This window comes from Synechococcus sp. A10-1-5-1 (assembly GCF_023115425.1).
In the GTDB taxonomy this organism is placed as follows: Bacteria; Cyanobacteriota; Cyanobacteriia; order PCC-6307; family Cyanobiaceae; genus Vulcanococcus.
The window spans coordinates 802,588-813,952 of the sequence record NZ_CP096032.1; the positions used below are offsets into that span (position 1 = coordinate 802,588).

11 protein-coding genes are annotated in these 11,365 nt (G+C 64.3%); 7 read left to right on the plus strand and 4 right to left on the minus strand.

Going from position 1 to position 11,365, the window contains the following annotated elements:
* Nucleotides 1-210: 210 nt before the first annotated feature.
* The 7 genes from MY494_RS04245 (at nucleotide 211) to MY494_RS04275 (ending at nucleotide 7,527) form a co-directional block, all read left to right on the plus strand.
* Complete coding sequence (locus tag MY494_RS04245; RefSeq protein ID WP_247911493.1) at nucleotides 211-1,386, plus strand: phycobilisome linker polypeptide; 1,176 nt, start codon at nucleotides 211-213, stop codon at nucleotides 1,384-1,386.
* Nucleotides 1,387-1,501: 115 nt separating this feature from the next.
* On the plus strand, nucleotides 1,502-3,025 hold the full coding sequence (gene zwf, locus MY494_RS04250) for a glucose-6-phosphate dehydrogenase (RefSeq protein WP_247911948.1): 1,524 nt from the start codon (nucleotides 1,502-1,504) through the stop codon (nucleotides 3,023-3,025).
* Between the two features lie 39 nt (nucleotides 3,026-3,064).
* Nucleotides 3,065-4,369: a glucose-6-phosphate dehydrogenase assembly protein OpcA gene (locus MY494_RS04255; RefSeq protein WP_247911494.1), complete on the plus strand. Its 1,305-nt coding sequence runs from the start codon at nucleotides 3,065-3,067 to the stop codon at nucleotides 4,367-4,369.
* 8 nt (nucleotides 4,370-4,377) lie between these two features.
* A complete protein-coding gene (locus MY494_RS04260; RefSeq protein WP_247911495.1) occupies nucleotides 4,378-5,739 on the plus strand; it encodes a cobyrinate a,c-diamide synthase in 1,362 nt (453 codons plus the stop codon).
* Nucleotides 5,740-5,741: 2 nt separating this feature from the next.
* Nucleotides 5,742-6,344 (plus strand): histidine phosphatase family protein, encoded by a 603-nt coding sequence (locus tag MY494_RS04265; protein WP_247911496.1) that lies wholly within the window; start codon nucleotides 5,742-5,744, stop codon nucleotides 6,342-6,344.
* Between the two features lie 67 nt (nucleotides 6,345-6,411).
* On the plus strand, nucleotides 6,412-6,831 hold the full coding sequence (locus MY494_RS04270) for an acylphosphatase (RefSeq protein ID WP_247911497.1): 420 nt from the start codon (nucleotides 6,412-6,414) through the stop codon (nucleotides 6,829-6,831).
* A gap of 9 nt (nucleotides 6,832-6,840) precedes the next feature.
* Nucleotides 6,841-7,527: a GAP family protein gene (locus MY494_RS04275; RefSeq protein ID WP_247911498.1), complete on the plus strand. Its 687-nt coding sequence runs from the start codon at nucleotides 6,841-6,843 to the stop codon at nucleotides 7,525-7,527.
* Here the strand turns inward: MY494_RS04275 and MY494_RS04280 are convergent.
* From MY494_RS04280 to folD, 4 genes are read right to left on the minus strand one after another with little or no spacing between them, the layout of a single operon-like run.
* The gene (locus tag MY494_RS04280) at nucleotides 7,520-8,989 is read right to left on the minus strand and encodes an ATP-dependent RecD-like DNA helicase (RefSeq protein WP_247911499.1); all 1,470 of its coding nucleotides are present in this window, start codon (nucleotides 8,987-8,989) and stop codon (nucleotides 7,520-7,522) included. The two genes, MY494_RS04275 and MY494_RS04280, sit on opposite strands and share 8 nt — an antisense overlap.
* Nucleotides 8,982-9,470, minus strand: a complete 489-nt coding sequence (locus tag MY494_RS04285; RefSeq protein WP_247911500.1) for a divergent PAP2 family protein — start codon at nucleotides 9,468-9,470, stop codon at nucleotides 8,982-8,984. The genes MY494_RS04280 and MY494_RS04285 overlap by 8 nt, the downstream gene beginning before the upstream one ends.
* Complete coding sequence (crtE, locus tag MY494_RS04290; RefSeq protein ID WP_247911501.1) at nucleotides 9,467-10,405, minus strand: geranylgeranyl diphosphate synthase CrtE; 939 nt, start codon at nucleotides 10,403-10,405, stop codon at nucleotides 9,467-9,469. The genes MY494_RS04285 and crtE overlap by 4 nt, the downstream gene beginning before the upstream one ends.
* 55 nt (nucleotides 10,406-10,460) lie before the next feature.
* Complete coding sequence (folD, locus tag MY494_RS04295) at nucleotides 10,461-11,357, minus strand: bifunctional methylenetetrahydrofolate dehydrogenase/methenyltetrahydrofolate cyclohydrolase FolD (RefSeq protein ID WP_247911502.1); 897 nt, start codon at nucleotides 11,355-11,357, stop codon at nucleotides 10,461-10,463.
* Between the last annotated feature and the right edge of the window lie 8 nt (nucleotides 11,358-11,365).

The following is an 11,365-nucleotide window of genomic DNA, read 5'->3' on the forward strand; positions in this document are numbered from 1 at the left end:
GCAGGCCCCCTGCCCTGAGGACGCTGCATCCAGCGTTTCGCTCAGCGCAAAGGTCGAATCCGGTGGCACCGACAACTGGGTCAAGGGTTGCGCCGGGGGTGGCTCACGCTCAAGAAGCGTCAACCTAACTCGCTCCGGAATGCAACGGAGGCCGCTCGAAAACCAGAGGATTACCTATGATCGCGCGCGTCCTCAGGGCAGAAGAGATCCATGCGTGTTTCGACCGCTACATCCAGCCTCAGCGACTCACGCATGTTCACGGTGGTCCTGCAGGGGTTCGGCAGTGCCCGCTCCCGCAGGACCAATCGAACCATCAACGTTCCCTTCTCTCGCCTGCAGGCACTGATGCAATGCATCAGTCAGATCGGTGGAACGATCGTTTCGGTCACCCCCTCCGGCGACGCCCCTGTTGCCTCTGCCCCAACGCCCGCGGCCAAGCCTGCCCCTGCCGCCGCGGCCAAAAAAGCCCCCGCTAAAAAAGCTGCTTCTGTGACACACGCTGCCGTTCCGGTCAATCTCTACAAGCCCAAGACCCCTTTCCTGGGAACCGTTACCGAGAACTACAGCCTGCTGGGTGAAGGTGCCATCGGTCGGGTGAACCACATCACCTTCGACCTCAAGGGTGGCGATCCACAGCTGCACTACGTCGAAGGCCAGTCCATCGGCATCATTCCCGATGGTGAAGATGCCAACGGCAAGCCCCACAAGCTGCGCCTCTATTCCATCGCCAGTACTCGCCACGGCGACAACCTGGCTGATGACACCGTCTCCCTCTGCGTGCGCCAGCTGCAGTACGAGAAGGACGGCGAAACCATCAACGGTGTCTGCTCCACCTTCCTCTGCGACATCGAACCGGGCTCCAAGGTGAAGATCACCGGACCGGTGGGCAAGGAAATGCTTCTGCCGGAAGACGAGGACGCCAACATCATCATGTTGGCCACCGGCACTGGCATCGCACCGATGCGCACCTACCTGCGGCGCATGTTCGAAGCCAATGAGCGAGAGAAGAACGGTTGGAACTTCCGCGGCAAGGCCTGGCTGTTCATGGGTGCTCCCACCACCGCCAACCTGCTCTACGACGACGATTTCAACCGCTACGAGCGTGAGTTCCCCGAGAACTTCCGCTACACCAAGGCGATCAGCCGCGAGCAACAGAACGCCAACGGCGGCCGGATGTACATCCAAGACCGCGTCAGCGAGAACGCTGATGAGATCTTCGCCATGATCGAAGACCCCAAGACCCACGTCTACATGTGTGGTCTGCGTGGCATGGAACCCGGTATCGACGAAGCGATGACCACCGCTGCGGCCGCCAAGGGCCTGGACTGGTCCGAACTGCGTCCCAAGCTCAAGAAAGCCGAGCGCTGGCACGTCGAGACCTACTGAGCCAAAACCTCAGGTCAGCCTTTGCTCAAAAGCCCGCCTCGGCGGGCTTTTTTTGTGACTTCTCGATGCGTAGCCCAAGAACCGCCGTTAAACCATGGGCACGCGCGCATTGCCCATGCCGGCCCAACAAACAAACCCTCTGCGGGTAGGCCTTCGACAAGAGCGCGTCATCTCACCCCAGTGCCTGGTGATCTTCGGCGCGAGCGGTGACCTCACCCATCGCAAATTGATCCCAGCACTGTTCGAGCTCTTCAGGCAACGTCGACTGCCGAGTGAATTCGCGATCCTCGGCTGCGCGCGACGGCCCTGGAGTGATGAGGACTTTCGAGCGCGCATGGCCGAGGCGATGGCCAGCGAGATCCAGCAACACCAAAGCGCCTGGGAACAATTCAGCGGTTGCCTGTTCTACGAGCCAGTCGACCTGCAAAAGGACGAGGACGTCGTGAAGTTGGGGTCACGACTGGAGACCCTCGATCGGCTCAAGGCAACCCGCGGCAACCGCACCTTCTATCTCTCGGTTTCACCAGCCTTCTACGGCAGTGGTTGCCGGGCCCTCGCCAATGCTGGCCTGCTCCAGGACCCCAGCCGCAGCCGGGTGGTGATCGAAAAACCGTTCGGGACCGACTACAGCAGTGCACAAAGTCTGAACCGGGTCGTTCAAAGCTGCGGCCAAGAGTCCCAGATCTTCCGCATCGACCACTACCTGGGCAAAGAGACCGTTCAGAACATCCTGGTCTTGCGCTTTGCCAACGCCATCTTCGAGCCGATCTGGAACCGGAACTACATCTCCAGCGTTCAGATCACGGCGGCGGAAACCGTCGGCGTCGAGGAGCGGGCCGGCTACTACGAAACCAGTGGGGCCCTTCGGGACATGGTTCAAAACCACCTCACCCAGATGCTCGCCCTGACCACCATGGAGGCACCGGGCCGTTTCGACCCGGAGGCCATCCGCAACGAAAAGGCGAAGGTGCTCCAAGCCGCCAGGCTTGCCAATGAGGACGAACCCTGGAAATGCTGCGTGCGCGGTCAGTACAGCCGCGGCGGCAGCCCCGCCAGCCCGTTAGCCGGCTACCGCCAGGAGCCGGGGGTGAACCCAGAGAGCACCACCGAGACCTATGTGGCGATGAAGCTCTTCATCGACAACTGGCGCTGGCAAGGGGTGCCCTTCTACCTCCGCACAGGCAAACGTCTCCCGAAACGACTCTCCGAAGTCGTGCTGACCTTCCGCAAGGCCCCGGTTCAGCTCTTTGATGCGGCGGGAGGCACCCCAACCGCCAATCAACTGGTGCTGCGGATCCAACCGGATGAAGGGGCTGGCTTTGTCTTTGACGTCAAAGCGCCCGGATCGGGAATGCGCAGCCGGCCCGTCGACATGCACTTCAGCTACGACGAAAGCTTTGGTGAACCCTCCGATGAGGGCTATGTCCGCCTACTCGCCGACGCGATGCTCGGCGATCCAACGCTCTTTACCCGCAGCGACGAGGTGGAGGCAGCTTGGAGGCTCTACACCCCTCTGCTGGAACTCATCGAGGACGCCCCAGCCCGCCTTCCGGTCTATCCCTATGAAGCCCGGACCTGGGGCCCTGCCGCCTCCGATTCACTGCTGGCCGAGGACGGACTGATGTGGCGACGCCCGTAATCCCAGCGCTCTTCGACGTTCTGTTCTTCAGCGATCCCCATGGCTCCCCAACTCACCCTCCAGGCCCCGATCGAAATGTCTCCCCAGGAGGTCCCGGCCTATCTCAACCGGCTCTGGAGTGACCACCTCCAGGACTCCAACGGTGCCTCCACCTTCACCCTGGTGGTTTGGGAGCCCTCCTGGCTGCAGCAGCAACTGATTCGCACCGGCCGTGCGGACGGCCCCCTGAGCGGACTCCTCAATGATGAGCTGCTCGAGGCCGCCCGGCGGGCCAGCAGTGAGCTGGGTCTTCCCACTGGCACGGCACCGACTGCTCCCCAGTTGGCCTGGGCCCTGGGACAACAGCCCGGTGCGCACCGCTTTGAGGATCTGCGTGGGCAATTCGTCGACCGCGCCATCAGCGCCCACCAACCCAGACGCCTGATCACCCTGGCCCCCACCTTGGCCGAGGATCAACAGTTGCAATCCATGGTGGCGGCGTATTGCCCTCTGGCAGAAGAGCGCGGCACGAACAACGATGCCTGCGGTGATGTTGTGGTCCTGCGCGGGGGCATGGGCGCCATGTCCCAAGGCCTGTCGATGCTCCAGGAGCTCATCCCCTCCGACCTGCCCTGCTGGGTCTGGTGGAACGGGAGCATGGATGAATCGCCTGAGCTGCTGGAGGGCCTCGCGACGGTGCCACGCCGTTTGGTGGTGGACAGCTCCATCGGCGAGCCCAGACGCTGCATTGATCTGCTCGCCCAGCGCATTGCCCTGGGACAAGCAGTCAATGACCTGAACTGGTTACGGCTGCGGACCTGGAGGGAGTCGTTGGCGATGGTCTTCGACCCCCCGAGCCGCCAAAAAGCCCTCGACCAAGTGGTTCAACTCGACATTGATGTCGAAGGCCAGCATCCAGTGAAAGGCCTCCTGCTGGCCGCCTGGATTGCCGATCGACTCGGATGGCATCTCGTCAGCAGCTTCTGGGTTGAGGGCACAGGCCCAGAAGAGCGTGGAATCGGTGCTGAATTCCAGCGCTCCGATGGTCAAAGCGTTCAATTCCGGTTGATGCCGGTCCCCGTCGGGGTGAGCAAGGTCCATCCCGGGGCCCTGGTCGGCCTGCGGTTGATCTGTGCCCCGCCCAATCGCTCGCCCCTCTGCGTGATCCTCTGCTCGGAATCGGGAGGCTGCATGCGCCTTGAGGCCGGTGGTGTCGCCTCGATGGAACTGGCCGAGGATGTCGTTCCTCTGCCCAATGAAAGCGAGGAGATGGAAATGGCGCGCTTGCTGGGGGGGGGCCATGACAGCACCAACCCGCTGATGGCTGCGGCCGTCGCCCTAGCTGCCAAGCTGCTGCCCAGTTAGGAAGCCCCATGCCCTGCCTGATTGCCGCTCCTGCCAGCGGCAGCGGCAAGACCCTGGTGAGCCTCGCCCTCGCCGCCCTGGCGCGCCGCCGCGGCCTCAGCCTGCAGACCTTCAAGGTGGGGCCGGACTACCTGGACCCCCAACTGTTGTCCCTGGCCAGTGGCCGGGCGTGCCGGAACCTCGACGCCTTGCTCTGTGGAGGCCCCTGGCTGCAGCAAACCTTCCAGCGTCATGGCAGTCAAAGCGACCTCTGCCTCGTCGAGGGGGTGATGGGGCTCTTCGATGGCAAGGGGCCCTCAAGCGAGGGCAGCTCGGCCCACGTGGCCTCAATGCTGCAACTGCCCGTTGTGCTGGTGGTGGAGGCCAGCAGGCAAGCAGGATCCTTGGCCGCTTTGGTGCGGGGCTTCCGGGACCACGACCCGAGCTTGACCATCGCTGGGGTGGTCCTCAACGGGGTGGGGAGTCCCCGCCACGAGGCGTTGCTGCGGGAGGCCCTGGCCTCGATTGCCATGCCAGTTCTCGGGGCCCTGCCAAGGCACACCAGCCTGGAGCTGCCCTCCAGGCACCTGGGGCTCCTGCCGGCCCATGAACTCGAGGATGTCCAGAAGCGCCTGGAGGCCTGGGCGGAGCTGGCCCAAAACCATCTCGATCTCGAACGGCTCTGGCCGCTACTGAACGCGCCTGCCCCAGGCGATCCAACACCAGCAACACCGGCTCGAGCAGGCACCCCCGTCAAGGTTGCTCTGGCCAGCGACGCCGCCTTTCACTTCCGCTACCCCGAGGCGATCGAGCTGCTGGAGCAGAACGGATTGGTCGTCGAGACCTGGTCGCCGTTAGCCGATGAACCTCTACCACCGGATTGCCATGGCGTCATCCTCCCCGGGGGCTATCCAGAACTGCATGCGAAAACCCTGAGCAGCAGCAGCCGGAGCCTCGCGGCCCTGCAGCAGGCACGGGATGCAGGTCTCCCGATCTACGCCGAATGCGGTGGCTTGTTGCTGCTCGGTAGCGACCTGGAGGATCAACAGGGCGTCCAGCACAGGATGGCGGGGCTACTGCCCTTTCAAGCCCGGCGAGGAAGCCTGAGCCTGGGCTATCGCCAAGCCTCCCCCCGTTGCGATGGCTTGGTGGTTCGCCAGGGCGAGACGCTCTGGGGCCACGAGTTTCACCGTTGGCAACTCGATCGTGACAACCCAAGGGAGACCAGCCTCTGGGATCTGGAGGGCTGGGGCAGTCCGTCGCGCAGCGAAGGCTGGGGTGATGGCCAGCTCCATGCCAGCTGGCTACACCTGCATTGGGGCGGCTGCCCGGCGATCCCAGAGCGCTTTGCCGCCGCCGCCCGCCGAGCCTCACCCCTGGTCGCTGATTAACGATGGCCTCTCTGCACCTTTGGCTGCTGCGCCACGGCGCCACCGAATGGGCTATCAATGGACGCCATACCGGCAGCACCGATCTGCCCCTGTTGCCCCAAGGCGAAACGGAAGCACGCGCACTCGCACCGATCCTGGCCAAGCAGACCTTTGCCGCTGTGTTGAGCAGCCCGCTGCAACGGGCCAGACGCACCTGCGAGCTAGCCGGGCTGAGCCATCAGGCGCAGATCGAACCGGATCTAAAGGAATGGGATTACGGCGACTATGAAGGGCTGACCACCCCCGAAATCCGAGTCCATGTCCCCGGATGGACTGTCTTCAGCCACCCCTGTCCCGGTGGCGAGAGCAGCGATCAGGTGCAGCAGCGCTGCGAACGGGTGATTGAACGCGCCAGCCAGTACGCCAGCAGCGCCCAAGCAGAGAGCTGCAATGTGGCGCTCTTCGCCCATGGCCACATCCTGCGCAGCCTTGCAGGCTGCTGGCTGGGCCAAGGCCCCGCCGGAGGAGCCCAGCTGGTCCTTGGGACAGGCAGCTTCTGCGTCCTGGGGTACGAAAGGCAAAAGCGAGCCCTGATCCACTGGAATGCTCCGGTGCTGCTGGCCTGAAGACCGCTGTAGCCGAAAGCCCAAACCCGTGCCACCTTGAAGACATCAAGCCTTCGCATGGGGGTGGATGAATCAGGAGGACAGCTCAAGCCGTCGGTCAGGTCCACCGGGCTGGCTGATCGCCGATACGCGGCCCCTCAACCGAGGGAACCGCACCGCGAAAGTGCGGCAGTGGGTGCGCCAGGAACAACGTCACCCCAGCCAGAGCGCACTGCGCATCGAGCGCTGGCAGCTGCAGGTCCGCGGACGCGTCCAGGGCGTCGGCTTCCGTGAGAGCTGTAGCCGCAAGGCCAAGGACCTCGACCTCAGCGGATGGGTGAGGAATTGCCCCGATGGGTCGGTGGAGGTGCAAGCCGAGGGTCAGCCCTATCAACTCACCGAGTTACGCCTCTGGTGCGAGCGGGGACCCAGGGGTGCCGAGGTGCTGAGCGTGAGCCAAAGCCAACTCACTCCACTCAAGGAAGACTGGTTCGAAATTCGCCGCTAGCGCCGGCCGATGACCAACGGGACCCTCTGGGCCGAATTACTGGCCTATGGCAGTGGGATCGCCCTCAGCCCTCTCCATATCGGCCTGCTGCTCCTGCTGCTGCTGGGACCCAACCCGCTGCGGCGCGGGGGGCTTTTGGTGCTGGGCTGGATGCTCACCGTGACCGCCCTCGTGGTGCTCATGCTGACCGTGGGTCATGGCCTCCTGCTCACGATGGAGAAAGGCACCAGCCATAGAACAGGCCTGGATTTACTTGCAGCAGGGGCCTTATTGGCCCTCGGTCTCAAGGAGTTACTGGAGAGCAAGGAGGAGGGTTCTGAGGCCCCCGGCTGGACCCGGCAGCTCGATCGCTTCTGCGCCATGCCCTTGCCCCTGCTGCTGGGGGTGAGCTCCGCTCTAGAGGTGATTAGCCCCGACGACCTCTTCCTCTTTGCCAAGACCGCCTCGGCCCTGTTGGCCTCAGGCCTAACCCGCTTGCAAGAGACGCTGTACACCGGCGCCTTCACCCTGGCCTGCAGCACCGCACTGCTGCTGCCATTCCTGGCGGTGCTGATTGGCCGCGAGCAGGTGCTCCCCCTGCTGGAGCGGGTCAAGACCCTGCTGTTCAACAAAGGGGATCTGCTGGTGGGCGGACTGAGTTTGGTTCTGGCGGGATACCTCGGCTGGCAGGGTATCGAAGGACTGCAGCTCAGCTAGCGGGCTTCAGCCAACGGCTCCAGCGCTCGCGATCCTGGGCCGCTCCGGTGCTCCCCAGACGGTTGTCGGCACTCAGCCAAACCGCCTGGGAGGCGCGACTGACCGCCACGTAAACCAACTGGCGCCGCAGGGTGTCATCACTGGGCCAGAAGACGTCACCGGCGACAAAGACCTCCCCAAAGGTGCTGCCCTGGCTGCGGTGCACCGTCAGCACCGCAGCGGGCCCCAGGGACGCAAAGGCATCGCGCACGAGGAAGTAGCGACGCCAGAGGCTGCGGCCCTGCTGCTTTCCTGCCTCCCGGGCCTGGAGGCGCAGGGAGCGGAGCACGCCATCAAGGATTTGACGGCCCGCGCTACCCACTGGCGGCAGCAGGCGCAGGGTCAGCCTGGTTTCACCGGCCTCCACCTCGGCATTGAGGGTGTCGATGACGGCTGGGGTTAAACCATCGCCGACGCCGACCCCAAAGTCCGCCAGATCGCAACGCTCAGGAGTGACATCGCGGACCACCAATTCGCGGTTGGAGCCCAGCAGCATGTCGGGCTCCTCCGCGGCCTCTTCCCCAGCCCGGCAGGCCGGTGCCATCACCGCCGAGCGGGTCATCAACACCTCACCAGGGAGCACGGGAAGTTGATCGGCCATCTCGCCATGGATGGCACGCCGTGCCAGCGGGACCAACTGCTCGAGGGCGCGGTTGGTGTAGCAGAGGATCCTGGCGTGATCAGGGTTATCGAGCTCCGCCCCCCGCTTGAGAGCGACCTGGGCTGCCTCCAGCCACTGGGAACGGGGCAAAACCGCCACTTGACCCTGGAGATCTCGAACCAGGCCTAGGGCTGGCGGCTGACGGCAAGGAAGATCACCGCTGCGCAATCCAGTGGCGAGCTGCAAGACCGGTCCTTGATGGCGCACCACCTCGCTCAAGCTGGCCTGGACGGAGCGGCCCATCGAAAACACGGGGCTCTCTGGTTCCCCCACGGGGGGGAGCTGGGCTGGATCCCCAACAAACACCAAACGGGTCTTGAAGGGGTGGGCGCAGCGCAGGGCAATCTCAAGCAGCGCGCTATCGACCATCGACGCCTCATCGATCAGCACCAAGGAGAGGTTCTCGAGGGATCCAGCGGTCTGCTCGGTTTCCTCGCAACGCTCCAGATCCCCTTGGCGTTTGAGCTTCAGCCGCAGCAAGCGATGGATCGTGCTCGGATACCAAGTGGGCTGAAGGTCGGCCCAGGAGAGCTGCTGACGCAAGACGCCGACCGCTTTGTGGGTCGGCGCCACCACGGTCCAGCACCAGTCCCTCTGCTCCACCAAAGCGAGCAGGTGACAGGAGAGGAAGGTCTTCCCCGTTCCGGCAAAGCCACTGAGGACAAACGGAGTGCCGTCGTAAGGAGCCTTGAGCCAACGCTCAAAGGCCTCGGCCGCCGCGGTCTGGCCTCTGGTCAGCCCCTGGCCTGATCCCTCAGCCAATCGCCATTAAGCCCCAGTGGTGGGCCAGCGTTAAGGGAGAGCCCACCAGCACCAGCCCAGGCAGGGAGACCAGGGGGCCCATCAGGCTGCCGATCAGCACCTCCAAGGGGGTGTGACCAAGCTTTTCCTTCAACGGGGGCAGCGCCTCAGTGGAATCACTCAAGGCATTCACCCGAGCTGCGGTTAAGCCCGCGGAGTAGCGGACATGGGACGCGTCGTAGAGGACCACGAAGCACATCGTTGCCGCCAGGGCGAACAGTCCGGAATCAAACCCCTGCTGCCAGCCCAGCCCAGCGGCTGTACCGGTGAGCAACGCTGAATGGCTCGAGGGCATTCCCCCGGTCTCCACCAACACCTTGGGGTTCCAGCGGCGATGGACCACCAGCTCAATCAATAATTTGGAGAACTGGGCTGTGCCGCAGGCCGCCAGTCCCCACCAGAGGGCCCCGTTATCCAACAGAGCCACCAAGGGAGCGCTCATCGATCCCGGCTGGTGATGTAGTCCGCCAGGGCCAGCAAGGGGGCAGCCGATCCGTTGCGATTGAACGGCTCCAGCGCTTGCTTGGCTTCCGCCACCAACGCATCAGCCCGCTGGCGCGACTCCTCCAGGCCCAGAAGTTTTGGATACGTGGTCTTATCTGCAGTCAGGTCTTTGCCAGCGGTCTTACCCAGCACCTCACTGCTGGCGGTGACATCAAGGATGTCATCAATGATTTGGAAGGCCAGGCCGATCCCGCGGGCATAGGTGGTCAGGGCCGCCAGGAGTTCGTCGGAGGCGCCGGCAATCAAGGCACCGGTCAGCACGCAGGAGCGCAGCAGCGCTCCGGTTTTGTGCAGATGGATGTACTCAAGGGTCTCAAGGTCAACGTCCTTGCCTTCGCATTCCAGATCCACCACCTGGCCGCCCACCAGTCCCGGGGCACCGGAGGCCAACGACAGCTCTCCAACCACCTTGAGCAACTGCTCAGCGGGCACGCCAGGGCTGCGCAGAGCCACCATCTCGAAGGCCCGAGTCAGCAGGGCATCACCGGCAAGGATGGCGTTGGCCTCGCCATAGACCTTGTGGTTTGTGGGCCGCCCGCGTCGCAGGTCGTCGTTGTCCATGGCCGGCAGGTCGTCATGGATCAGCGACATGGTGTGGATCATCTCCAGGGCCACCGCTGTCGGCATCGCCAAGGCCGTATCACCGCCGGCAAGCTCACAGGCCGCCAGGCAGAGGATCGGACGGAGGCGCTTCCCCCCGGCCAGGAGTGAATAACGCATGGCTTCCCGGAGGCTCTCGGGCCGCTCAGGTCCTAGGGAACCATCGAGGGCTTGTTCCACCTGCTTCCGGGATCTCTCCAGGTAGGAGGCGAAATCAAAGTGGCCAGGCTCCCCCGTGGAGGTGCTGTCAGTCGTCGTCACCGCCGCGCTCATGGGAGATCAGGGCCCAGGGCCATCGCTCGGGCGGATTCTCTCAGGCCGCGCCCCGCTATGGGAGCAAATCAGCCAAGGGCTGATCCAAACCGCAGCGTTGACACCAGCTCGCGACGGTGTTGACCAGCAACAGGGTCACGGTCATCGGACCGACGCCGCCGGGCACCGGACTGATGGCGCTGGCGATCGGCTCCACCTCTTCAAAGCGCACATCGCCACACAACTTGGCCTTCGCACCCGGCTCACTGGGCAAGCGGTGAATGCCGACATCAACGACGACGGCACCGGGTTTGACGTGTTCCGCGCCAATCATCCGAGGACGACCCGCAGCCACCACCAAGACATCGGCCTGGCGCGTGAGTTCCGCCAAGTCCTGGGTGCGGGAATGGCCAATGCTCACCGTGGCGTTGGCGGCCTGCAGCATCAGGGCCATGGGCTGGCCCACCAGGATGCTGCGGCCCACCACCACGGCCCGCTTGCCGGCCAGCTCCACACCAGTGGCCGCCAACAGAGCCATGACGCCAGCAGGGGTGCAGCTGCGGGGTCCGGGTTCCCCTTTAAGCAGTCGCCCCAGGTTCATGGTGTGCAGCCCATCGGCATCCTTCTCTGGATCGATCGCAGCCAACAGCGGCCGTTCATCCAACCCCTCCGGGAGGGGGAGCTGCAGCAGGATTCCATCGACGGCGGGATCGGCATTGAGGCGTTGGATGGTGCTCAACACCTCCGCTGCGGGGGTGCCTGCGGGCAGATGGGCGCCCAGGTTGGTGATACCAATGCGGCTGCAGGCCTTCTCTTTATTGGCGACATAGACACCGCTCGCCGGGTCATCCCCCACCCGAAGCACCGCCAAGCCCGGGGGACGGCCCGCCTGGGCGATGCGCTCGGTGACCACCCGCTCAAGGCGCTCCTCCAACGCAGCAGCCAACTGACGACCGTCGAGACGCTGAGCCATGGCGAGGG

Coding starts and splice junctions, on each gene's coding strand:
- folD (WP_247911502.1), bottom strand. CDS start 11,357: ATGGCTCAGCGTCTCGACGGTCGTCAGTTGGCTGCTGCGTTGGAGGAG.
- MY494_RS04260 (WP_247911495.1), top strand. CDS start 4,378: ATGCCCTGCCTGATTGCCGCTCCTGCCAGCGGCAGCGGCAAGACCCTG.
- MY494_RS04255 (WP_247911494.1), top strand. CDS start 3,065: ATGGCTCCCCAACTCACCCTCCAGGCCCCGATCGAAATGTCTCCCCAG.
- MY494_RS04270 (WP_247911497.1), top strand. CDS start 6,412: ATGAATCAGGAGGACAGCTCAAGCCGTCGGTCAGGTCCACCGGGCTGG.
- crtE (WP_247911501.1), bottom strand. CDS start 10,405: ATGAGCGCGGCGGTGACGACGACTGACAGCACCTCCACGGGGGAGCCT.
- MY494_RS04245 (WP_247911493.1), top strand. CDS start 211: ATGCGTGTTTCGACCGCTACATCCAGCCTCAGCGACTCACGCATGTTC.
- zwf (WP_247911948.1), top strand. CDS start 1,502: ATGCCGGCCCAACAAACAAACCCTCTGCGGGTAGGCCTTCGACAAGAG.
- MY494_RS04265 (WP_247911496.1), top strand. CDS start 5,742: ATGGCCTCTCTGCACCTTTGGCTGCTGCGCCACGGCGCCACCGAATGG.
- MY494_RS04275 (WP_247911498.1), top strand. CDS start 6,841: ATGACCAACGGGACCCTCTGGGCCGAATTACTGGCCTATGGCAGTGGG.
- MY494_RS04285 (WP_247911500.1), bottom strand. CDS start 9,470: ATGAGCGCTCCCTTGGTGGCTCTGTTGGATAACGGGGCCCTCTGGTGG.